Source organism: Paracoccus sanguinis (assembly GCF_012689545.1).
Classification (GTDB): Bacteria; Pseudomonadota; Alphaproteobacteria; order Rhodobacterales; family Rhodobacteraceae; genus Paracoccus; species Paracoccus panacisoli.
Genome location: NZ_CP051542.1, coordinates 2,278,796 through 2,299,269, shown reverse-complemented (window position 1 = coordinate 2,299,269; position 20,474 = coordinate 2,278,796). Strand labels below are relative to the sequence as shown.

The 20,474-nt window shown below is 71.2% G+C and carries 21 protein-coding genes, 1 tRNA gene, 2 pseudogenes and 1 other annotated feature; of the genes and pseudogenes, 10 read left to right on the top strand and 14 right to left on the bottom strand.

Going from position 1 to position 20,474, the window contains the following annotated elements:
- Entirely contained in the window at positions 1–789 is a 789-nt protein-coding gene (locus HGN31_RS10980; RefSeq protein WP_168783202.1) for a DUF6478 family protein, read from the top strand.
- A 30-nt stretch (positions 790–819) separates the two neighbouring features.
- Positions 820–1,203: a hypothetical protein gene (locus tag HGN31_RS10975; protein WP_043133997.1), complete on the top strand. Its 384-nt coding sequence runs from the start codon at positions 820–822 to the stop codon at positions 1,201–1,203.
- A 4-nt stretch (positions 1,204–1,207) separates the two neighbouring features.
- Here the strand turns inward: HGN31_RS10975 and HGN31_RS10970 are convergent, their stop codons facing one another.
- Positions 1,208–1,924 carry a GNAT family N-acetyltransferase gene (locus tag HGN31_RS10970; protein ID WP_168783201.1) on the bottom strand — a complete coding sequence of 239 codons (717 nt, stop codon included), beginning with the start codon at positions 1,922–1,924 and terminating at the stop codon, positions 1,208–1,210.
- Positions 1,921–2,661: a competence/damage-inducible protein A gene (locus tag HGN31_RS10965; RefSeq protein WP_168783200.1), complete on the bottom strand. Its 741-nt coding sequence runs from the start codon at positions 2,659–2,661 to the stop codon at positions 1,921–1,923. Before HGN31_RS10965 ends, HGN31_RS10970 begins: the two co-directional genes overlap by 4 nt.
- A 121-nt stretch (positions 2,662–2,782) precedes the next feature.
- On the opposite strand from HGN31_RS10965, the gene map reads away from it, so the two are divergent.
- Entirely contained in the window at positions 2,783–3,643 is an 861-nt protein-coding gene (map, locus tag HGN31_RS10960) for a type I methionyl aminopeptidase (protein ID WP_168783199.1), read from the top strand.
- Positions 3,644–3,693: 50 nt separating this feature from the next.
- Here map and HGN31_RS10955 read toward each other — a convergent pair whose 3' ends face one another.
- The 6 genes and pseudogenes from HGN31_RS10955 to tsaD form a co-directional block, all read right to left on the bottom strand.
- Positions 3,694–5,475, bottom strand: coding sequence for an ABC transporter transmembrane domain-containing protein (locus HGN31_RS10955; RefSeq protein WP_168783198.1), 1,782 nt, complete (start codon positions 5,473–5,475; stop codon positions 3,694–3,696).
- A gap of 179 nt (positions 5,476–5,654) precedes the next feature.
- Positions 5,655–6,047 carry a DUF1761 domain-containing protein gene (locus HGN31_RS10950; RefSeq protein ID WP_036704301.1) on the bottom strand — a complete coding sequence of 131 codons (393 nt, stop codon included), beginning with the start codon at positions 6,045–6,047 and terminating at the stop codon, positions 5,655–5,657.
- 106 nt (positions 6,048–6,153) lie between these two features.
- Positions 6,154–6,558: pseudogene (locus tag HGN31_RS10945) on the bottom strand (EVE domain-containing protein); the annotation flags it as partial.
- Positions 6,558–6,827, bottom strand: a complete 270-nt coding sequence (locus HGN31_RS10940) for a YciI family protein (protein ID WP_168783196.1) — start codon at positions 6,825–6,827, stop codon at positions 6,558–6,560. The gene HGN31_RS10940 and the pseudogene HGN31_RS10945, both read right to left, overlap by 1 nt.
- Complete coding sequence (locus HGN31_RS10935) at positions 6,827–7,765, bottom strand: NAD(P)H-dependent glycerol-3-phosphate dehydrogenase (protein ID WP_168783195.1); 939 nt, start codon at positions 7,763–7,765, stop codon at positions 6,827–6,829. The genes HGN31_RS10940 and HGN31_RS10935 overlap by 1 nt, the downstream gene beginning before the upstream one ends.
- A complete protein-coding gene (tsaD, locus tag HGN31_RS10930) occupies positions 7,762–8,856 on the bottom strand; it encodes a tRNA (adenosine(37)-N6)-threonylcarbamoyltransferase complex transferase subunit TsaD (RefSeq protein ID WP_168783194.1) in 1,095 nt (364 codons plus the stop codon). Before tsaD ends, HGN31_RS10935 begins: the two co-directional genes overlap by 4 nt.
- Positions 8,857–8,916: 60 nt before the next feature.
- On the opposite strand from tsaD, the gene HGN31_RS10925 reads away from it, so the two are divergent.
- The 6 genes and pseudogenes from HGN31_RS10925 (at position 8,917) to HGN31_RS10900 (ending at position 16,119) form a co-directional block, all read left to right on the top strand.
- A complete protein-coding gene (locus HGN31_RS10925; RefSeq protein ID WP_211096287.1) occupies positions 8,917–9,627 on the top strand; it encodes a uroporphyrinogen-III synthase in 711 nt (236 codons plus the stop codon).
- A gap of 119 nt (positions 9,628–9,746) precedes the next feature.
- Positions 9,747–11,876, top strand: coding sequence for a COG4223 family protein (locus tag HGN31_RS10920; protein WP_168783193.1), 2,130 nt, complete (start codon positions 9,747–9,749; stop codon positions 11,874–11,876).
- A gap of 10 nt (positions 11,877–11,886) precedes the next feature.
- Positions 11,887–13,767 carry a heme biosynthesis protein HemY gene (locus tag HGN31_RS10915; protein WP_168783192.1) on the top strand — a complete coding sequence of 627 codons (1,881 nt, stop codon included), beginning with the start codon at positions 11,887–11,889 and terminating at the stop codon, positions 13,765–13,767.
- Positions 13,768–13,810: 43 nt separating this feature from the next.
- Positions 13,811–13,886, top strand: a tRNA-Thr gene (locus HGN31_RS10910).
- Positions 13,887–14,246: 360 nt separating this feature from the next.
- Positions 14,247–15,481 (top strand): annotated as a pseudogene (locus HGN31_RS10905) (IS3 family transposase).
- Positions 14,534–14,650, top strand: a sequence feature (AL1L pseudoknot). Its footprint overlaps the pseudogene before it by 117 nt.
- A gap of 266 nt (positions 15,482–15,747) precedes the next feature.
- Positions 15,748–16,119: a YqaA family protein gene (locus HGN31_RS10900; protein WP_168783191.1), complete on the top strand. Its 372-nt coding sequence runs from the start codon at positions 15,748–15,750 to the stop codon at positions 16,117–16,119.
- Positions 16,120–16,122: 3 nt separating this feature from the next.
- Here HGN31_RS10900 and tnpC read toward each other — a convergent pair whose 3' ends face one another.
- The 4 genes from tnpC to HGN31_RS10875 all read right to left on the bottom strand — a co-directional run bounded on the left by tnpC (position 16,123) and on the right by HGN31_RS10875 (position 18,932).
- Complete coding sequence (gene tnpC / locus HGN31_RS10895; protein WP_168781947.1) at positions 16,123–17,622, bottom strand: IS66 family transposase; 1,500 nt, start codon at positions 17,620–17,622, stop codon at positions 16,123–16,125.
- A gap of 58 nt (positions 17,623–17,680) precedes the next feature.
- The gene (gene tnpB / locus HGN31_RS10890; RefSeq protein ID WP_168782219.1) at positions 17,681–18,028 is read right to left on the bottom strand and encodes an IS66 family insertion sequence element accessory protein TnpB; all 348 of its coding nucleotides are present in this window, start codon (positions 18,026–18,028) and stop codon (positions 17,681–17,683) included.
- Complete coding sequence (gene tnpA, locus HGN31_RS10885) at positions 18,025–18,420, bottom strand: IS66-like element accessory protein TnpA (RefSeq protein ID WP_036712921.1); 396 nt, start codon at positions 18,418–18,420, stop codon at positions 18,025–18,027. The genes tnpB and tnpA overlap by 4 nt, the downstream gene beginning before the upstream one ends.
- Positions 18,421–18,731: 311 nt before the next feature.
- Positions 18,732–18,932 (bottom strand): heavy-metal-associated domain-containing protein, encoded by a 201-nt coding sequence (locus tag HGN31_RS10875; RefSeq protein ID WP_168783190.1) that lies wholly within the window; start codon positions 18,930–18,932, stop codon positions 18,732–18,734.
- Positions 18,933–19,028: 96 nt separating this feature from the next.
- On the opposite strand from HGN31_RS10875, the gene HGN31_RS10870 reads away from it, so the two are divergent.
- Positions 19,029–19,508 (top strand): c-type cytochrome, encoded by a 480-nt coding sequence (locus HGN31_RS10870; protein WP_244960979.1) that lies wholly within the window; start codon positions 19,029–19,031, stop codon positions 19,506–19,508.
- Here the strand turns inward: HGN31_RS10870 and cueR are convergent.
- Positions 19,505–19,912 carry a Cu(I)-responsive transcriptional regulator gene (gene cueR, locus HGN31_RS10865; protein WP_168783189.1) on the bottom strand — a complete coding sequence of 136 codons (408 nt, stop codon included), beginning with the start codon at positions 19,910–19,912 and terminating at the stop codon, positions 19,505–19,507. The genes HGN31_RS10870 and cueR overlap by 4 nt on opposite strands.
- 111 nt (positions 19,913–20,023) lie before the next feature.
- The gene (locus tag HGN31_RS10860) at positions 20,024–20,443 is read right to left on the bottom strand and encodes a c-type cytochrome (RefSeq protein ID WP_036722580.1); all 420 of its coding nucleotides are present in this window, start codon (positions 20,441–20,443) and stop codon (positions 20,024–20,026) included.
- Positions 20,444–20,474 lie beyond the last annotated feature (31 nt).

Sequence of the window (20,474 nt, the reverse complement as noted above, 5' to 3'; positions counted from 1 at the left end):
ATGGCCATCCAACCGCGCCGCTGGGTCAGGAACAGGCTGCGCCTGCGCGCGATGGGCGAGTGGCATCGGTTGGCCGAGGCCACCGGCGGCATGACCCTGCGCCGGCTGCGCGAGTTGCAGGACGACGCCCGCGGCCTCAGGCGCAGCGCCGACCGCTTCATCGCCAGCGCGCAGAGCCGGCTCGACAGCGTCCAGCGGCCGGTCGATCTGGCCGACCTGCCGCGCGGCACCGACTGGCGCTGGCGGCCGCCGTTCCTGTCGACCCGGATTGCGCCCTCGGGCATCGCCGCCCCCGCCTCGGGGACGTGGCTGGGCGAGCAGGCGGCGGTCTGGCACGACTGCCCGGCCGGCGCGCTGATCCTGCGGCAGATGCCGAACCGCGGCGCCGCCGATCTCGCGCCCTTCGGCCTGCTGCTCGAGACGCTGGGGTTCTCGGGCAGCTACCTGTCGGTCTCGGTGACCCTGCCCGACGCCGCCCGCGACGGGCTGACCCGCGCCCATATCATCCGGCTCGACGTGACGCTGACCGTCGAGCGCCCGATGAGCATCTATGCCCGGCTGAACATCGGCCACGGGCCGAACACCGACACGCTGCTGCGCCATCTGGGCGACATCGCCCCCGGCCCCGAGCCGGTCGCGCGCGAGATCGAGTTCGACCTGCACTACGTCGAGATGAACGAGAAGCGGCTCGAGAAGCTGTGGCTCGACCTGATCTTCGAGGCGCCGCAGATGAACGCCGTGCGCATCCGCGACCTGTTCCTGTCGCGGCATCTGCGCGCCGATGTGTAACGCCCGATGGCTGACCCAAGGGGGCCCGACATGACCCGTCCGTTCGTCTCGCTCGGCCTCAAGTCCGGGGTGTGGGAGGGGCGGCTGCCCGATGGCCCCGCCCCCGCGCGGGTGGCGCTGACGCTGAACGGCCGCACCGTGGGTCAGGCCGAGGTCACGCCCGGCGCCGAGGGCGGCTGGAACATCCGCGCCGCCCTGCCCGTCGAGACGCTGTCCGAGGGGGTGCAGACCTATACGCTGATCGCCGACGATGGTGCGGGCGTGGACGCGCCGCGGCCCGGCGCGATGCGGCTCGGGCACCTGCCGCTGCTCGCGGGCGAGGCGCTCGACGCCGATCTGCGGGCCGAGATCGACCTGCTCAGGGCCGAGGTCGACCTGCTCAAGCGCGAGTTCCGGCGGTTGGCGACCGAGTGACGGCTCAGCCGTCGCGCTGCCAGTAGGCGTAGCGGCCGACCGGCGCGAAGCCGAGCCCGGCATAGAGCGCGCGCGCCGCGGCGTTCGCCTCAGTCACCGCGAGCGCCAGTTCGGCGGCGGCGTGCCGGGCGGCGAAATCGGCCGCGCGGCGGACCATCCACGCGCCCAGACCCTTGCCCCGCCAGCGCGGCAGCACCGCCAGCGCGTGCAGCGTCCCGATGCCGCCGTGCACCGCGGCAAAGGCGGCCCCTGCGGCGCGGTCCTCGACCCGGCCGAGGATCGCCGTGTGCCGCCCCGCGACCCGCGCCATCACCGCCTGCCGCGCCTCCCCGACCCCGAGCTGGCGCCACACGTCGCGCTGGATCGCCAGCGGCGGCCAGGATTCGAGCGCCGTCACCGGCGGGATCGCCCGGTCGGTCAGTGGGCCGAGCGGCGCCGACAGGATCAGCGTGGGGTTGGCGGCGCGATACCCACGCGCCGCGAGCGCGGCGGCGAGCGCGCCGTCGCCGTCCTCGACCGCGAAGAGCGCGGGCTGGCCCCAGCCGGCATGGGTCGCCTCTGCCGCCGTGATGTCGGCCTCATCCCAGTCGCCCACCACCCGGGCGGCGCTGACCCGGCCACCGCCGCCGAGGCCCCGGCCGACCCGCAGCCCGCCGTGGTCCGCATAGTCGGCCGCGGGCCAGGTCGCCTGCCAGGCGGCGTCGAATGCCGGTGAGATCACAGCCCGAGCCGGGTGCCGAGCGCCGCGAGCGCGGCCTCGACGCGGGCCTCGTCGAGCCCGCGGATCACGAGGTTGGTGCCGAAGCGCCCCTCTTCGCGGAAGGGATAGCTGCCGAGCGACAGGTCGGGGAACGCGGCCGCGACCTCGCGCAGCCCCTCGGCCACGTCGGACTCGGGGCGCTCGACCCGGACGGTGCGGCTGACCGGCGGGCGGCCGGGGTTGAGCCGCGGGACCAGCGCCTCGATCATCCTGCGGAACACCGAGGGCACCCCGGCCATGACGTGCGCGCCGCCGATCGAGAAGCCCGGCGCGGCGGACTCGGCGTTCTCGATCAGCGTGGCGCCGACCGGGATGCGGGCCATCCTGAGGCGGGCGGGCGTGATCTCCATCCCCAGCCGGGTCCAGCGCTCCTCCATCATGCGGCGGGCGTCGGCGTTGACCTCGATCCCCACGCCATAGGCGTCGGCCACGGCGTCGGCGGTGATGTCGTCGTGGGTCGGGCCGATGCCGCCCGAGGTGAACACCATGTCCCAGTCCCCGCCGAGGTGGCGGTCAAGCGCCCGAAGCGCCGCCACGATCGCGGCATGATCGTCGGGCACGACGCGGATCTCGCGCAGGTCGATGCCGATGCCGTTCAGGATGCCGGCGAGGTGGTGGGCGTTCAGGTCGCGGGTGCGGCCGGACAGGATCTCGTCCCCGATCAGCAGGATCGCGGCGGTCGGATTGTCGGATTGCATCAGGCGTCCCCCGGGTGTCTGGCCGGGCGCGGCCCGGTGCGGGCGCATAATGCCCGGCCTGAGGGCTGGAACAAGGCCCCGCCGGGGTCTATCTGGCACCTCAAGCGAAAGGATCAGCCCGATGAACGACCCGCGCCTCACCCGCGAAGGCATCCGCATCCATGCCCCCGAGGATTTCGCCGGGATGCGCGCCGCCGGCGCCGCCGCCGCGCTGATCCTGGACGAGGTGGGCCCGCGCGTGGCCCCCGGCGTGACCACGGCCGAGCTGGACGACTTCATTAACGCCCGGGTGGCCGAGCTGGGGCTGACCAGCGCCACCGTCGGCTATCGCGGCTACCAGCACGCAAGCTGCATCAGCGTGAACCACGTCGTCTGCCACGGCATCCCCGGCCAGCCGATCCCCAAGGGCCGCGACGAAACGATCTCGCGCGATCTCGAGAAGCGGCGCGACAGCGATGCGCTGCTCGAGGGCGACATCCTCAACATCGACGTGACGGTGATCAAGGAAGGCTGGTACGGGGACAGCTCGCGCATGTACGTCGCCGGGCAGGTGTCCGAGCGCGCGGCGCGGCTGATCCGGGTGACCCACGACTGCCTGATGAAGGGGATCGAGGCGGTGCGCCCCGGCGCCACCTTCGGCGACATCGGCGCGGCGATCCAGACCTATGCCGAGAGCCAGCGGATGTCGGTGGTGCGCGACTTCTGCGGCCACGGGCTGGGCCGGGTGTTCCACGCGCCGCCGAACGTGCTGCACTTCGGCCGGCCCGGGAAGGGCCCGATGCTGGAGGAAGGGATGTTCTTCACCATCGAGCCGATGATCAACCTCGGCCGGGCCGAGACGCGCATCCTCGCCGACGACTGGACCGCGGTCACGCGCGACAAGTCGCTGTCGGCGCAGTTCGAGCATTCCGTGGGCGTGACCGCGGACGGGTGCGAGATCTTCACCCTCTCGCCGGGCGGGGTGTTCTTCCCCGACCTCTGAGGCCGCGCCGCCGGGTCTTCGGGCCAGACGGACGCAGCTGAGGGCGGCGCTCAGGCAGCCCCGTCGGTGAACTGCAGCCGGGCGAGCCGGGCGTAGAGGCCGCCCTGCGCCACCAGCTCGTCATGCGTGCCCTGCTGGACGATGCGGCCCTTGTCCATGACCACGATCCGGTCGGCCTTCTTCACCGTCGCCAGCCGGTGCGCGACGATGATCGTCGTCCGGTCGCGGGCCAGCGCGTCCACCGCGTCCTGCACCAGCCGCTCGGACTGGGCGTCGAGCGCGCTCGTCGCCTCGTCCAGCAGCAGGATCGGCGCGTCGCGCAGGATCGCGCGGGCGATGGCGATGCGCTGCTTCTGCCCGCCCGACAGCATCACCCCGCGCTCGCCCACCTGCGCCTCGTAGCCGTCCGGCAGCGCAGTCAGGAAGTCGTGGGCGTTGGCGGCGCGGGCGGCGGCCTCGACCTCGGCGTCCGAGGCCTCGGGGCAGCCGAAGCGGATGTTCTCGCGCGCGGTGGTGGCGAAGATCACCGGGTCCTGCGGCACGAGCGCGATGGCGCGGCGGAAATCGGCCCGGGCCATGTCGCGCAGGTCGATCCCGTCCAGCGTGACGCGGCCCGTCTCGGGGTCCCAGAACCGCAGGATGAGCTGCACCACGGTGGTCTTGCCCGCCCCCGAGGGGCCGACCAGCGCCACCGTCTCGCCCGGCCGGATCGAGAGCGACACGTCCTCGAGCGCCGAGACATCGGGCCGGGTCGGATAGTGGAAGCTGACGCCCTCGAGCTCGATCTGCCCGCGCACCGGGCGCGGCAGCGCCACCGGGCGGGCGGGGTCCGTCAGCGCGTCCTGCGTCGCCAGCAGCTCGCCCAGCCGCTCGGTGGCGCCGGCGGCGCGCTGCAGCTCGCCCCAGATTTCGGACAGCGCGCCGACCGAGCCCGCGACCATCACGGCGTAGATGACGAACTGCACCAGCTCGCCCACCGTCATGGCGCCCAGCCGCACGTCGCGGGCGCCGATCCACAGGACGCCGGTGACGCCCGCGAAGATCAGGAAGATCACCAGCGCCGTCATCGCCGCCCGCACCCGGATCCGCCGCGCGGCAGAGGCGAACGAGCGCTCGGTCACGTCGGCAAACCCCGCCCGCGTCGCGTCCTCGGCGGTGAAGGCCTGCACCGTCTGCGCGGCGAGCAGCGTCTCGGACGCGCTGCCCGACGAGGCCGCGATCCAGTCCTGGTTCTCGCGCGAGAGGCCGCGCAGCCGGCGGCCGAGCACAATGATCGGCACCAGCACCACCGGCACGACCAGCATCAAGAGCCCGGTCAGCTTGGCCGAGGTCAGCAGCAGCATCACCAGACCACCGACCGCCACCATCGCCTGCCGCAGCGCGAGGCTCACCGACGAGCCGATCACCGACAGGATCAGCGTCGTGTCGGTGGTGATGCGGCTGATGATCTCACCCGTCATCACCCGCTCGAAGAAGGCGGGCGAGAGGCCGATCACCCGGTCGAAGACCGCGCGGCGGATGTCGGCCACGACCCGCTCGCCGAGCCGGGTCACCAGCGCATAGCGCAGTGCCGTGCCCACGGCGAGCAGCGCGGCGATGCCGATGGCGGCGAGGAAATACTGGTCGAGCAGCCGCGCGCCCTCGTCGAATCCGTCCACGATCCGGCGCACCGCGACCGGCAGGACGAGGCTCACCCCCGCCGTCACCATCAGCGCGAGCAGCGCGCCGGCCAGCAGCAGCCGGTAGGGCCGGACGAACGGCCACAGCGCCGCCAGCGCGCCGATGCGTTTCGTCGCGGGCCGATCGGCGATCGGCTTGGGGCTGCGGGCCATGGGCGGACCTCTCAGGCTGGGACGTCGGGCGGCGAGGGGGCGCGGCGGGGCCGCGCGGCGGACCGGGCGGGTTTAGGCACTCGGCCCGGCCGGGGCAAGCGCAGCCCCCCGGCCCCGCCTGCGGCAAGGCGGCACGGGGGCGGGCCGGTCCGTCTCTCGGGGGGCGCCGGCCGGCGGGGTCAGATGCCGCCCATCACCGCGCCGATCACCGCGCAGGCGGTGATGGCATAGCCCATGTCCACCAGCGTCATGATCATCGGCCGCGGCGAATAGGTGTTCTCGATCACGAACCACGGCGCGACGATGGCCGCGCCGATGCCGAAGCCCCAGCCCATCCCGGCCAGCACCCCGTCGATGCCGGCGCGCACGAACAGCACCCGCAGCATCGCCGCCACCGCCACCAGCGCCACCCCGGCCAGAAGATAGGGCACCACCGAGCGCGCCTTGGGGTGGCCGATGTTCTGGACCTGCAGGGCCGAGGCGTGGGCATAGACCCGGTCGGTCAGGCGGTACCAGATCGCCCCCACGACCCAGGCGAGGATCGCCGCGGCGATCACGATCATCAGCTCCATCGGGTCAGTCCCTCCGTTTGGCCGCGCGTCTGGCGGGCTTGGCTTTGGCCGGGCGGTCGGCGGGCGCGTCGGCGGGCGCATCGGCGGCCGCCTCTTCAGGCGCTTCGGCCAGGGCCAGCACCGCCTCCCACTCCGCGTCGGTCACCGGCTGCACCGACAGGCGCGAATTGCGCACCAGCACCATATCGGCGAACTGCGGGTCCGCCTTGATCTGGGCCAAGGTCACGGGCCGGGCCAGCGCCTCGACCGCGCGCAGGTCCACGCAGTCCCACTTGGGGTCGTCGGCGGTCGAATCGGGGTGGCTTTCGGCGATCACCTCGACGATGCCCACCACCTCTTTCCCGATGTTCGAGTGGTAGAAGAACCCGCGGTCGCCGACCTTCATCTCGCGCATCACGTTGCGGGCCTGCACGCTGCGCACCCCGTTCCACTCTTCGCCGTCGCGGCCGCGGGCCACGAGGTCGTCCCACGAGAAGGCGTCGGGTTCCGACTTGAACAGCCAGTGCGCCATCAGATCACCTTGCGCCACTCGATCACCTCGACCGACTGGAACAGCCCGGCCGCGGCATAGGGGTCGCCCGCGGTCCAGGCGCGCACCCGCTCGGCGTCGTCGGCCTCGACCACGACCAGCGAGCCGCGCATCTCGCCGTCCTCGACCAGGGGCCCGGCCATGCGGACCATGTCGGCGGCGTTGAGCCAGTCCAGATGCGCCGAGCGCGTCTCGAGCCGGGTCGAGAGATGGCGGGGCTTGTCCCGGCAGATCACGGCGAAAAGCGGCATCATTCCTCCTTGAGCGGGCGGGCGAGCAGCAGCTCCATCGCCTGTTTAACGTCGATCCGGCCCCCGGCAAGCCCGGCGACCAGCGCCGAGATCGGCATCTCGATCCCCTGTGCCGCGGCCAGCCGGGTGACGGCGCGGGCGGTGGCGGCGCCCTCGACCGTCACGGCCGCGTCGAAGGCGGCCCCCTGCCCCAGCGCCTGGCCATAGCGGAAGTTGCGCGACTGCGCCGAGGTCGCGGTCAGGATCAGGTCGCCCAAGCCCGAAAGCCCGGCGAGCGTCTCGGGCTCGGCACCTTGCGCGGCGGCAAAGCGCGCCATCTCGGCGAAGCCGCGGGTGACGATCGCGGCCCGCGCGCTGTCCCCCAGCCCCGCGCCGATGGCCGCGCCCGCGGCGATCGCGATGACGTTCTTGAGCGCCCCGCCCAGCTCCGCGCCCACCACGTCGGTGGTGCGGTAAAGCCGCAGCGCCGGGGTCGAGAGTTGGTGCTGCAGCGCGTGCCCCGCCGCGGCATCGGCGCAGGCGAGCGTCAGCGCGGTCGGCAGGCCGCGGGCGATGTCGGCGGCGAAGCTCGGCCCGGTCAGCACCGCGACCGTCGCCGCGGGGCAGGCCGCGGCCAGCATCCCGGCCGGCGAGCGCCCGGTGGCGAGGTCGATGCCCTTGGCGCAAGCGACAAGCGCCCGCCCCTCCAGCGCCGATGCATGGGTTTGAAGAAACCCGCCGAGCGCCTGCGCGGGAATGACGACCAGCAGCACCTCGGCCCGCGCCTGCGCGAGCCGTTCGGTTACGGTGACGGCATCGGGCAGGGTCACGCCGGGCAACAGCGGGTTCTCGCCCGTCCAGCCGATCCGCCGCCCCCACAGCACCACCGGCCCCTTGGCCGCCAGCGCGACGGCGAGCGCGGTGCCGAAGGCGCCGGCGCCGAGGACCGCGACGCTCATGCCTTGGCCCCCCGCTTGCCCGCGCCCAGCATCGGCGCGGCGCGGCCGTCGAGCGGCCAGCGCGGGCGCGCGGAAAGCTCCATCCCGTCGCGGTGGCCGAGGCGGAAGCGTTCGATCCCCGCCCAGGCGATCATCGCGGCGTTGTCGGTGCAGAGCACCAGCGGCGGGGCGAGGAAGCGCACCCCGGCGCTGTCCGCCACCGCCTCGAGCGCGGCGCGGATGGTGCGGTTCGCGGCAACGCCCCCGGCCACGGCGAGGACCGGCACCGGCGAGGTGGCGAGCGCCCGGCGGGTCTTTTCCGCCAGCACCTCGGCCACCGCGGCCTGGAACCCCGCGCAGATGTCGGCCCGCACCCCGGCGCGCAGCCCGCCGTCGCGGGCCACCGCCTCGTCCCGGGCGCGCAGCACGGCGGTCTTGAGGCCGGAAAAGCTCATGTCGCAGCCCGGCCGGTCGAGCAGCGGGCGGGGCAGCGGGATGGCGCGGGGATCGCCCGCGGCGGCCTCGGCCTCGACCGCCGGTCCGCCGGGCTGGGGCAGGCCGAGGAGCTTGGCCACCTTGTCGAAGGCCTCGCCCGGCGCATCGTCGATGGTGCCGCCAAGGCGGGTGAAGTCCTCGGGCCCCTCGACCCGCAGGAACTGGCAATGCCCGCCCGAGACGAGCAGCATGAGGTAGGGAAACCCGATCCCGTCGGTCAGCCGCGGGGTCAGCGCGTGCCCGGCGAGGTGGTTGACCCCCACCAGCGGCAGCCCGGTCCCGGCGGACAGTCCCTTGGCCAGCATCACCCCCGCCATCACCCCGCCGATCAGCCCCGGCCCGGCGGTGACAGCGATGGCGTCGAGATCGCCAAGGCCCACCCCCGCCTTGGCCAGCGCCTGCTCGACGGCAACATCGAGCCGCTCGGCGTGGGCGCGCGCGGCGATCTCAGGCACGACGCCGCCAAAGGCCGCGTGCAGCGTCTCTTGCCCCGCCACGACCGAGGACAGGATGCGCGGCGCGTCACCCCCGCCCCCGGTTGCGGCGCCCTCCAGCCGCACCACGGCGGCGGCGGTGTCGTCGCAACTGCTCTCGATCCCCAGCACGGTCAGCGTCATGGTTGAAATCACGGGTTGGGACGGCCTATCCCCGCCTAGCACCGGTCCCCGGGAAACGCCATGCAGCCGCCCTTGCCCCCCGTCGTCCTCATCACCCGCCCCGCCCCCGCGGCGCGGCGCTTCGCGGACCAGATCGCCGGCCTCGGCCTTGCCACGGTGATCGCCCCGCTGATGCGGATCGTCCCCGTCCCCCACGACAGCGCCGCGGTCGCGGCGGCCGAGGGGCTGGTCCTGACCTCCGAGAACGCCGTCCCCCACGCCGGGCCGGGCCGCGGGCGCCCGGCGATCTGCGTCGGCCCGCGCACGGCCGAGCTGGCCCGTTCGGCGGGCTTTGCCGTGACGCAAGGGCCGGGGGACGCGGCGGGGATGATGCCGCTGCTCACCGGGCTCGGTCCCGGCTGGGTGCACCTGCGCGGGGTGCGGGTCGCGGCCGAGCTGCCGGTGCCGGGGATCGTCGTCTACGACCAGCAGGCGCTGCCCTTGTCGGAGGAGGCCGCCGCCCTGCTCAAGCGTCCGGCGCCGGTGATCCTGCCGCTCTTCTCGCCCCGCGCGGCGGCGCTGGCGGCAGCCGCCGTGGCCGCCGTCGGGCCGGCCGCGCCGCTGTGGCTCGCCCCGATCAGCGCCGCCGCCGACGCGGCCTGGGATCGGGCGTGGACAGGCCCCGCCCCCGCGACGCTGCGTCGCGCCGTGGCGCCCTCGCCCGACGCGCCCGGCATCCGCTGCGTCATCCGCGACCTCGCCCGCGGAACAGAGCCGTCCGGCGCGGGTTGAGCCGCACGGCGCTGCTCTCTACTGTGACGCCACCCGCGCGGTTCGTGCGCGGGCCGAACCGCCAAATCACGACGCCGGGGACGACGCCCCGCCCGTCCGCCGCAAGGGATCGCCGCGCCATGACCGACCGCAAGGATACCGCGAAACCCGGCAAGACGCCCGCCGGCCAGCCCGCCGCCGGCGCCAAGGCCGCCGCGCCGGGCAGCGTGGTGGACCTGCGCGAGGCGCCGCCGGTCGAGCGGGCCGGGCCGGGCATGGCGAAATCGGGCGAGCCGGCCCCGTCGGTCGAGTCGTCGCTGGTCGGCAGCGGCGGCGTCGCGGGCATGGCCCCGCGCGACGCGGCGGCCTCGGGTCGCGCCGACGCTGAGGCGCCCGTGGGCAAGATGGGGGTCGGGGCTGCGGGCGTGGCAGACAAGCCGCTGAAGGGAGGGGCGGAAGCGTCGCCGACCTCAGTGCGCGCCGAAAGCCCGACGATCACCCGCGACGCCACGCCTGGCAAACCCGCCGAGTCCACGCTGAAAACCCCGGCTGACCGCCCGGCGCCCGACGCTCCCAAGCCCGACGCCGCCATTCCCCCGCGCGCCAGCACCGAGGGCACCACCCGCTCCTCGGTCCCGCCCACCGGCGAGTCGCGCGGCGCGGCCCAAACGCCGGCCCACACCCCCGCCCCGACCAAGCCGGCGCCCGCCCCCCGGCGCGGCGGCTTCGCCCCGCTGTTCCTTGGCGGCGTCGTCGCCGCGGGACTCGGCGCCGGGGCCGCGTGGTGGGCGATCCCGCGCCTGCCCGCCGCGTGGCAGCCCGCGCCTGCGCCCGCCGCGGCACCCGAGATCGACACCGCGGCGCTCGCCGAACAGGCCGCCGCCGCCGCCCGCGCCGAGATCGACAGCCGCGCCGCGGCCATCGAGACCCGCGCCGCCGAGGCCGCCCAGCAGGCCGCCACAAGCGCCGCCGAGGCCGCGAGCCGCGCCGCCGGTGCCAGCCTCGTCCCGGACCGCGAGGCGCTGCTGACCGAGGCGCGGCAGGCCGGCGCGGACGCCGCCGCCAAGCTGATCGCCGAGGCCCCCGCCACGCCCCAGCCCGACGGCGCGATCCAGTCCACGCTGGCCGCGCAGGCCCAGCAGCTCGCCGCGCTTGACACGCGGCTGGGCGAGCTGGCATCCGCCCAGCCCGGCGACCTCGACGCCCTACGCCAGCAGGTCGAGACGCTGTCCGCGCGCGAGCCCGTCGATCTCGCACCGCTGCGCCAGCAGGTCGAGGAACTCGCCGCACGGCCTTCGGTGGATCTGGAGCCCCTGCGGCAGGAGGTGCAGGCGCTGGCTGCCCGCCCGACCGTGGACCAGGCGACCGCCGACCGGCTCGAACGGCTCGCCGCTGACGCCGAGGCCGCGACGGCGCGCATCAACCAGGCCGCCGACGAAGCCGAGGCGCGGCTGGCCGAGGCCGAGGCCCGCGCCGCCGACCTGCGCGCCGCCGCCGACGAGGCCGCCCGCCGCGCCCGCACCGCTGCCGCGGCGAGCGCGCTCGGCACCGCGATCCAGACCGGCGCCCCGCGCGAGGCCGCGCTGGCCCAGCTGCAGGAGGCCGGGGTGACCCCGCCCCCCGCGCTGACCGCCGAGGTGCCGACGCTCGAGGCGCTCGCCGCCGAGTTCCCGCCCGCCGCCCGTGCCGCGCTGCGCGCCGAGTTGCGCAGCGATGCGGCCTCTGGCCGAGGCAGCGCAATCGGCAACTTCCTGCGCGCCCAGACCGGGGCGCGCTCGGTGACACCGCACGAGGGGTCGGACGCCGACGCGGTGCTCTCGCGCGCCGGCGCAGCGGTGGATCGCGGCGACATCGTCGCGGCGCTCAAGGAACTCGAGGCGCTGCCCGCCCCGGCCCGCCCGGCGATGGAGCCGTGGATCGCCCGCGCCCGCGCCTATGCCGACGCTACCGCGGCGATCGGCGCGCTGACCGCCCCCCCGGCGGCGGAGGCTGCGGCTCCTTCCGCAACCGCGCCGACCCCGGCCGCGCCGGTGGCCGAGCCGGCACCTGCTCCCCCGGCGGCCGTGTCGAACCATACCATCCCAGTAGCGGAACCGGTCCAGACGGCGCCTTCCGAATCTGCCCCTGCCGCTGCCACCGCACCGGTGGACGCCGCCTCGGTCGGCCGCCCGGCGGCGGTCGAGGCCGCGGCGCCCTCTGCGGTCGCGCCGCCGGCCGACGTGCCGCCGCCGGTCGCTACCCCCTCCCCTGCCGCAACCCCGTCGAATTGAGGTCCGCCCGATGCTGCTCACGCTTCTGAAGGTCACGTTCTTCTTCGGCGTCGTCCTCGCGGCGGCGCTGGGGGCGATGCACCTTGCGCAGACCGGGCACCCGCTGGTGCTGCAATTCAACGGCGTCGAATACACCTTCGGCCCGGTGCAGGCCGCGGTGGCCGCGATCCTGTTCATCCTCGCCAGCTGGGTGATCGTCCAGCTGCTGCGGCTGGCGCTCGCGTTCATCCGCTTCCTCGCCGGCGACCGCACCGCTATCGACCGCTATTTCGACCGCTCGCGCGAGCGGAAGGGGTATCAGGCGCTGGCCGAGGGGATGCTCGCCGTCGCCTCGGGCGAAGGGCGGCTGGCGCAGGACCAGGCGTCGAAGGCCGCGAAATACCTCGACCAGCCGCACCTGACCAACCTGCTCGCCGCACAGGCCGCCGAGACCGCGGGTGATGCCCGCCGGGCCGAAGAGGTCTACCGCGAGATGCTGGCCGACGCCCGGACCCGCTTCGTCGGCATCCGCGGGCTCATGCAGCAGAAGCTGGCCATGGGCGAGACCGACACCGCCCTGCGGCTGGCGGAGAAGGCCTATGCGCTCAAGCCTGCGCACACGGACCTGCAGAACACCCTGCTGACGCTGCAGACCCGCGAGCACGACTGGAAGGGCGCCCGCCAGACGCTGCGCGACAAGCGCAAGCAGGGCACCCTGCCGCAGGACGTCCACCTGCGCCGCGACGCGGTGCTGGCGCTGCAGGAGGCGTCCGAGGTGCTGGCGCTCGGCAACTCGATCAGCGCCCGCGAGGCGGCGATCAGCGCCAACCGCGCCTCGCCCGACCTCGTGCCGGCGGCGGTGCTGGCCGCGCGCAGCTACCTCGCGCAGAAGGACACCCGCAACGCGAGCCGCCTGCTGCAGAAGGCATGGGAGGCGCAGCCGCACCCGGCGCTCGCTGCGGTCTACGCCGAGATCGTGCCGGACGAGACCCCGGCCCAGCGTCTGCGGCGGTTTGACGACCTGCTGCGCCACAAGCCCGACCACCCCGAGACGCGGATGCTGCGCGCCGAACTGGCGCTCGCGGCCGAGGATTTCCCCGCCGCCCGCCGGGCGCTCGGCAATCTGGCCGAGACGCAGCCGACGACCCGCTCGCTGGCGATCCGCGCGGCGGTCGAGCGGGGCGAGGGCTCCGACGACAGCGTCGTGCGCGGCTGGCTGGCGCGGGCGATGAACGCGAGCCGCGGGCCGCAGTGGGTCTGCGATAACTGCCACAACGTGATGGCCGACTGGGCGCCGGTCTGCGACAGCTGCCACGGGTTCGACACGCTGAGCTGGCGCGAGCCGCCGGTGGCGGCGCGTATGGCGGGCGCGAGCAACGGCGTCGAGATGCTGCCGCTGATCGTCGGCCGCCCGGCCGGGTCCGAGGCGCACGTGGACCAGAGCTTCACCGAGGCCGACGCGTATGCCGAGGGCACCGACGCGCCCCGCCACCTGCCCGGACCGCGCCCCGCCGCGCCGGCGGCGCAGCCGGTGACCAGCCCGGCGCCAGCCAAGCGGCGCGCGACGCGGACCGAGGTGCCGAGCGTCGCGCCGGGGATGGTCCCGCGCGAGTCGGACTATGCGCCCTCCTCGACCGTCACCGATCCCGAGCCGCTGCGCCTTGACCCCGCCGCGCGCCGGACGGGCGAGGCCGCGACCGTGGTCACGGTGACCGAGGTTTCGCCGCCGCCGGCCGTGGAGATCACCCCCCCGCCGGCCGCGAGTGGCAACCGGGTTACGGCGGCCGATGCCGGCAAGTCTCCCGTGGCGTCTCGCGCGGCCGCGCCGGCGCCGGTCGCGGATGACAGCGGCAACCCGCCCGTGCGCCCGGACGTCGAGCCGCCGCTCGCCGAGGCGACGGATTCGCGCTGACCCCCTTTTCCCCCGCGCGGGAAGGTGCTAACCCGCGCGGCACGCCGCAGTAGCTCAGCTGGTAGAGCACGTCATTCGTAATGATGGGGTCGGGGGTTCGAGTCCCTTCTGCGGCACCAGTTTTCTTATCCTTCGTTATTAGTATCAACGACTTAGGCGGACCGGCTTCAGTTTGGCCCACCCTTCAGTCCACCTCTCGGCGGTTGTTTGAAGACCTGTCTAGCGACGACGTCCTGACGGCCAGCGGCCCGTACGCCTCATTGGGGAGATGGTTGCGCGGTTGTCCGGAGCGGGGATTCGCATCCATCGGAACCTACCTAGTCCGATATGTTTCACGACTTCCTGATCGCAGATCGACTGAACAAGATTATCGGCGGAACGCTTGCTCGGCTTGACAGGGGCGAATGCTCGTTACGAAGCGGGTCGGACTGAACCGCCCCGGGTTTACCGGAGAGTAAAACACTCGAAGGATGAGCCCTATGACGAAGCAGAAATTCACCCCCGCCTATCCGGCCGAACTTCGCGAACGCGGCGTTCGGCTTTTCCGAGAGAACCGCGGCGATTATGCCAGCGATACGGCGGCCTACTGGGCGATTGCGCCAAAGCTTTGCTGTTCTCCAGACAGTCTGCGCGTGTGGTGTCAGCAGGCCGAACGCGACAGCGGGCAGCGCGCCGGACTGACCAGCGCCGAGAAGGACCGGATCAGGGAACTGGAGCGGGAGGTCCGTGAACTTCGAGCCGCCAACGAGATCCTGAAGAAGGCGAGTGCATATTTCGCTGCGGCGGAGCTCGACCGCCCGTTCAGGCGATGATCGCGTTCATTGACGACCAGCGGGGCATGTTTGGTGTCGGGCCGATCTGCAGGGTTCTGGGGATCGCACCATCGACGTATCATGCCTTCAAGGCCGTCGAGCGCGATCCGGACCGGCCTTCGGATCGGGCCAGGCAGGATCGGCTTGACATGACTGTGATCAAGCCGGCCTTCGATGAAAGCCGGGGGGCGATACGGCGCGCGAAAGGTGTGGCATCAACTGCGTCGCGAGGGGCCCGACATCGCCCGCTGCACGGTGGAACGGCTGATGACGGCGATGGGAGTGCAAGGTATTGTCCGGGGCAAGAAGGTCATCACGACCAACCCTGATGCGGCTCAGCCTTGCCCGGACGACAAGGTGAACCGGGCCTTCTTGGCAGACATGCCGAACCGGTTGTGGGTCAGCGACTTCACCTATCTCTCAAGCTGGCAAGGGATGGTGTATGTTGCCTTCGTCATCGACGTCTGCGCCGGAAGATCGTCGGCGGGCGCGTCTCGACTTCGATGACAACCAGCTTCGTGCTCGACGCCCTGAACCAACCCATCTGCCAGTGGGCGCCGTCCGAGACGGTCAAGTTGATCCATCATAGCGATAGAGGCAGCCAGTATCTGTCGATCCGATACGCCCAGCGGCTGGCTGAGGCCGGCATCAACACCTCAGTCGGCAGCGACGGCGATTCCTATGACAAGGCTGTTGCCAAAAGCATCATTGGCCTGTTCAAGACCGAGGTCATCAAGTTCCTCGGACCTTGGAAGTCTGTTGGTCAGGTCGAATGGGGAACACTGAAATGGGTGGACTGGTATAACAAGACGCGCCCGCACAGCGCCATTGGTTACGTCACTCCGAACGAAGCAGAAGAGGCATTCTACGCAAGCTTGAACGCTGGCGAAAAAGCAGCCTAATCATTGAACCACAAACTCTCCGGTAAACCCGGGGCGGTTCACTGGCTCATCTGCCGCCTTGTCGATCTGCAGACGGTAATCCTGTTCATTGCCGCTTCCAAGGTGGAGGGCGTGGCGGAGCGTCACGACGAGGCCCCTTTGACATTGAGGGGAGGCTTCAGTCATCGCGGGAGTTGTGCAGCTTCGACGGGATGCCGATGGAGCTCAGCCTCTCCATCGACAGCCCGCGTCGGCAGTAGCTGGGCCGGCGTGCCTGACCGGTCATCATGATTGATCTTGCCGTTTATGGCGGCCTGTTTCTGGCGGCCTTCACGGCAGCGACTCTGCTTCCTGCGCAATCCGAGATCCTGGTTGTCGGCCTTCTGCTGACCGAGCACCCGCTAGGGCTGGTGCTGACTGTTGCCAGCCTCGGCAATGTGCTGGGCTCCGTGGTCAACTGGTTTCTCGGGCGAGCATTCGAACGGCTGCGCACCCGACGCTGGTTACCGGTGAGGCCGGCCGCCCTGGCACGAGCGGAGGGCTGGTATCGCCACTACGGCACATGGTCGCTGCTGCTGGCCTGGGCGCCGATCATCGGCGACCCGTTGACTGTCGTTGCAGGAGTGCTGCGCGAGTCTTTCTGTAAGCGTCCGGCCTGACCGCTACCCGTTCCATCGCCATGGGAGCAGATCGTCGACCTTTGTGATCTTGTAGTCGGGGATGCGGGCCAGGGTATCAGCGAGCCAGGCGAGTGGATCGACGGCGTTGAGCTTGGCTGTCCCGATGAGGGTGTAGGCGATGGCGGCGGCTTTTCCGCCTGCTTCCGAGCCGACGAAGAGGTAGTTCTTGCGGCCGAGGGCAACGGCGCGCATGCCGCGTTCGGCGGCGTTGTTGTCGAGTTCGAGAATGCCGTGGTCGAGGTAGGGGCGCAGACGCTGCATGCGGGTCAGGGCGTAGCGGATGGCGGCGGCTAGCGGGGATTTGCCTGAGATCGTGGTGAGTTGCATCGCCAGCCACGCCTCCAGCTCGTCGAAGACGGGGGCGGCATGGGCCTGTCGCAGTTCGGCACGGCGATCAGGCGGAGCGCCACGGGCCTCCTTCTCCACGGCATAGAGCCGGGCGATCCGAGTTATGGCCTCTTGGGCTATCGGAGAGCCCTGGGATCGGTGGATGTCGACGAACTTGCGCCGGACATGGGCCATGCAGGCGACCTCGCGGATGGCGCCTGAGCGGTAGAGGTCTTCAAACCCGGCATAGCCGTCGGCGTGCATCCAGCCGCGATAGCGGGCGAGGTGATCCTTGGGGTGCTGGCCTTTGCGGTCGCCCGAGAAGCGATACCAGGCAGCGGGCGGCGCGGAGCCGCCCCAAGGGCGTTCGTCACGGGCATAAGTCCAGAGCCGGGCGGTGCGGGTCTTGCCGGTGCCCGGGGCGAGCATGCTGACCGGCGTGTCGTCGGCGAAGATCGCCTCGGCCGACAGGACATGGCGACCGATGGCGTCAGCGAGGGGTTCAAGCAAGGCAGTGGATTTGCCGACCCAGTCGGCCAGCGTCGAGCGATCCAGATCGAGCCCCTCACGATCGAAGATCTGGCTCTGGCGATAGAGCGGCAAGTGATCTGCATACTTGCTGACCAGCACATGGGCCAGCAGACCCGGCCCCGGGCGGCCACGCTCGATGGGGCGAGAGGGCAGCGGGGCCTGGACGAACCGTTCGCAGCAGGTGCAGGTCAGGCGCGGCCGGACGATCCGGTTCACGATAAACCGGCTGGGAACATACTCCAACTCCTCGGTGACATCCTCCCCGATCCGGCGCAGACGGCCTCCGCAATCGGCGCAAGCCTCGGCACCGGGGCCGAGTTCGACCTCCATCCGTGGGATATGATCCGGGATCGGGCGGCGCTTGGGTTTGTCCTTCTCCTCGATGTCCGGCAGTCGCATCCGGGCGGTCATCGCGGCAGCAGCGATCTCGCTGCTCTCCAGCGCCAGTTGAAGCTGTTCTGCCGTCTCCGACGATGCCCCGAACCGGTGGGCGCGGTGCCCTGCCAACTGGTGCCGCAGCTTCTCGATCAGGATCGCCTGGGCCTTCACCTCGGCCAAGAGCCGCGCGGTGAAGCTGCGCAGCTCCTCTGGGTCTTCCGGCAGGGCCAGGGTCTGATCGAGCATGCGGGAAGTTTATCCCACGGGATTCCTTGTGGGAATCATTGATTACAGGTCCTGTGGACTATCCCGCCGCCAGAGGCCGCCACGTCCGTTCCGGGGCCCGCCAGTCAATCCCCTCCAGCAGCATCGACAACTGCGCAGGCGTCAGTGCCACCTTCCCCTCCTTGGCCGAGGGCCAGACGAAGCGGCCCTTCTCCAGCCGCTTCATGAACATGCAGGCCCCTTGGCCGTCCCACCAGATGACCTTGACCAGATCACCCCGGCGGCCCCGGAAGACAAAAAGATGCCCGCCGAATGGGTTCTGCTTCAGCACAGCCTCGGCCTGCGCCGCCAAGGCTGCAAAGCCCTTGCGCATGTCCGTCACCCCGGCGGCCAACCAGACCCGCGTGTTCGCCGGAACCGGGATCATACCGTGAGCCCCCGGATCAGCCGCGCGAGCGCCCCAGGATCGTAGTTGCCACTGATGCGCATCCGATGCCCGCCCGCGAGCTCGATCTCGATGCAACTGTCGGCGGCAGGTCCTGCCGGGGCAGACCTGGGCTCCGCGACAATCTCTACCGGCAGAAAGCGCGCCTGTTCTGGCAGGGGCGGAGCCGAGGCGGGGTCCGGCGCATAACGGGGATCGCGCAGCCACTTGAAGATCAGGTTCGCGTTTACCGCGTAGCGCCGGGCAACCTGGGCCACGGAAACACCCGGCGCAGCCGTCTGGAAGCAGATCGACCGCTTCTCCTCGTCCGTCCAGAGCCGCTTCGTCCGACGCGCCACGACATCACCATAGTGTCCACTATCGATGGTGGACACTATCCGCCCCTCTCACCCCGCGGCAGGGCGGCCAGGACGGACGCTTACGTCTTTCTGGGTGTTTCTGCTCCTCGTCAGCGTCGCGAAGATTGGCCGCTACCTTGTTCTGGCAGCAGCAACATTGGGGTTCGCTTGACTAAGTTGCCGCTCTGCCCCGGCGCTGCAAAGCAAGCTCCGCCTCTTGCAGGCGCATAGGACGGGGTTGACGAGATTATGGTCGAGCAACCTCAAGCCATTAGTGCCTCAGTTTGCCTTGACCGTTGCCCGGCGGGGGCGGGACCCCCGCGGGTTGAAATAGCGAATGCGAGCTCTCAGTCGGCTGCCGGCGCATCAGGGAAGCCTGCCGCAGCAAGGGCGGACGCAAAGCGGTCACGCGGCAGACCACTGGTCAGCTCGACCTCGCGACGGCTCTGATCAATGACGATACGGGCATCTGCATCGACCGACTGGATCGCGCGCGTGACGCTGCGGGCGCAGCCGCCGCAACTCATGTTGGGGAGATGAAAACGCATGACACCTTCCTTGGTTCTTCTCATGCCTGAGCAGATGGGAGCTTCCAGCGCGGGAAGGTCAAGGCGCGCCAACAACCTCCTGAAGTTGACCTTCGCGTGAATGTCCATAATCTGGCGGGCATGACTGGAAGCCGTTCGTCTGTCCTTTTCCTTCCAACTGCATCGCTGCTTGCCGTGGGCTTCGTTTGCATCGCTCTCTGGGCAGGATGGAGCTACAGCATCTCAGCCCACATCCCGCGCGGGGCCAAGCTTTATGCCGAACATTGCGCGACGTGCCACGGCGCTCAGCTTGAAGGTCAACCCGACTGGCAGGTCGCTGACGAAAGTGGCGTTCTCCCTGCACCGCCGCATGACGCATCCGGCCACACCTGGCACCACGATGATGCCATGCTGACCGACTACATCCGGCGGGGCGGCCAGGCGGTTCTGGATGACATGGGTGTGCCCATGACGTCGGGCATGCCGGCTTTTGGCGAAATCCTGACGGACGGCGACATTGCCGCCATCCTCGGGTTCATCAAGTCAACTTGGCCCGATCGGATACGCGCGATCCAGGCCGAACGGAATGGCAGCTAGCCCCGGTCCCGCAAAGTGCAATCTCCTGCCAAGGCATCAAGTATCGAGCAATCCGGATGCCCATCGCCCGCACAGCTCTGAACAAGCTGCTGCAGGGCCGTACGCAGTTGCATCAGATCAGCCAACCTTTCGTCGACTTGGGCGAGATGACGCGCGGCGATCTCGCGCACGTCGGCACTGCTGCGGCTCGTGTCTTCGTTCAGCATCAGGAGGTCGCGGCAGTCCTGCAGCGAAAAGTCGAGCCGTCGCGCACGGCTCAGGAAGCGCAGCCGGTGGACATCAGCAGGGCTGAAATGGCGATAGCCGTTCGGCCCGCGCTGCGGGGCCACAAGACCGATGTCCTCATAGTATCGGATCGTCTTGGAGGTAAGACCCGACGCTCGCGCGGCTGCGGCGATGTTCATTCCAGTCCTCCCTTGCCCTGAAGGGTGCTACGTGCACGCTGACCAGAGACACGGTAAAGCCGCAGCCGGGACCCGCCCCCGATCACGGTCAGGATGCCCAAGAGAAGCGATCTAGCGAATGCCGTTCGCAACCTGAACCTCGCGCACGAAGCGGATGATCCCGGCCAGCTCCGGGTCCGTGAGTCCCGGAACCGGGGCCATGTTTCCGAATGGCCAGTGATGGGCACGCACCCCGTTGCGTGCTGCCAGGACGAAAGCCATGTCGCCGTGGTGGCTCGGTTCGTAGATCTTGTGGATGAGCGGTGGTGCAATCCCCGCCCGCCCCTCGGCATCGGTGCCGTGGCAGGATGCGCAGTTGGCGGCGAAGGCCTGCTGACCGGCTTTGGCTTCGGGTGACAACGTGGCCGGCATGGTCACAGCAACAAGAGCCTGACCCTCTTCAGCCGGCCTTGCGGCATCGGATTGGCCCCAGAGCCACCAGGCACCGCCTGTGGCGACCGCGGCAATCGCCGCAAGAAGAACAGTTCGCATGAAGTCTTTCCTCTGATTGGCTCGCGCGGAG

Excerpts from the sequence above, each read along its gene's own strand:
- HGN31_RS10980 (WP_168783202.1), top strand. The coding sequence starts at position 1 with ATGGCCATCCAACCGCGCCGCTGGGTCAGGAACAGGCTGCGCCTGCGC.
- HGN31_RS10975 (WP_043133997.1), top strand. The coding sequence starts at position 820 with ATGACCCGTCCGTTCGTCTCGCTCGGCCTCAAGTCCGGGGTGTGGGAG.
- HGN31_RS10965 (WP_168783200.1), bottom strand. The coding sequence starts at position 2,661 with ATGCAATCCGACAATCCGACCGCCGCGATCCTGCTGATCGGGGACGAG.
- map (WP_168783199.1), top strand. The coding sequence starts at position 2,783 with ATGAACGACCCGCGCCTCACCCGCGAAGGCATCCGCATCCATGCCCCC.
- HGN31_RS10955 (WP_168783198.1), bottom strand. The coding sequence starts at position 5,475 with ATGGCCCGCAGCCCCAAGCCGATCGCCGATCGGCCCGCGACGAAACGC.
- HGN31_RS10950 (WP_036704301.1), bottom strand. The coding sequence starts at position 6,047 with ATGGAGCTGATGATCGTGATCGCCGCGGCGATCCTCGCCTGGGTCGTG.
- HGN31_RS10940 (WP_168783196.1), bottom strand. The coding sequence starts at position 6,827 with ATGCCGCTTTTCGCCGTGATCTGCCGGGACAAGCCCCGCCATCTCTCG.
- HGN31_RS10935 (WP_168783195.1), bottom strand. The coding sequence starts at position 7,765 with ATGAGCGTCGCGGTCCTCGGCGCCGGCGCCTTCGGCACCGCGCTCGCC.
- tsaD (WP_168783194.1), bottom strand. The coding sequence starts at position 8,856 with ATGACGCTGACCGTGCTGGGGATCGAGAGCAGTTGCGACGACACCGCC.
- HGN31_RS10925 (WP_211096287.1), top strand. The coding sequence starts at position 8,917 with ATGCAGCCGCCCTTGCCCCCCGTCGTCCTCATCACCCGCCCCGCCCCC.
- HGN31_RS10920 (WP_168783193.1), top strand. The coding sequence starts at position 9,747 with ATGACCGACCGCAAGGATACCGCGAAACCCGGCAAGACGCCCGCCGGC.
- HGN31_RS10915 (WP_168783192.1), top strand. The coding sequence starts at position 11,887 with ATGCTGCTCACGCTTCTGAAGGTCACGTTCTTCTTCGGCGTCGTCCTC.
- HGN31_RS10900 (WP_168783191.1), top strand. The coding sequence starts at position 15,748 with ATGATTGATCTTGCCGTTTATGGCGGCCTGTTTCTGGCGGCCTTCACG.
- tnpC (WP_168781947.1), bottom strand. The coding sequence starts at position 17,622 with ATGCTCGATCAGACCCTGGCCCTGCCGGAAGACCCAGAGGAGCTGCGC.
- tnpB (WP_168782219.1), bottom strand. The coding sequence starts at position 18,028 with ATGATCCCGGTTCCGGCGAACACGCGGGTCTGGTTGGCCGCCGGGGTG.
- HGN31_RS10875 (WP_168783190.1), bottom strand. The coding sequence starts at position 18,932 with ATGCGTTTTCATCTCCCCAACATGAGTTGCGGCGGCTGCGCCCGCAGC.
- cueR (WP_168783189.1), bottom strand. The coding sequence starts at position 19,912 with ATGAACATCGCCGCAGCCGCGCGAGCGTCGGGTCTTACCTCCAAGACG.
- HGN31_RS10860 (WP_036722580.1), bottom strand. The coding sequence starts at position 20,443 with ATGCGAACTGTTCTTCTTGCGGCGATTGCCGCGGTCGCCACAGGCGGT.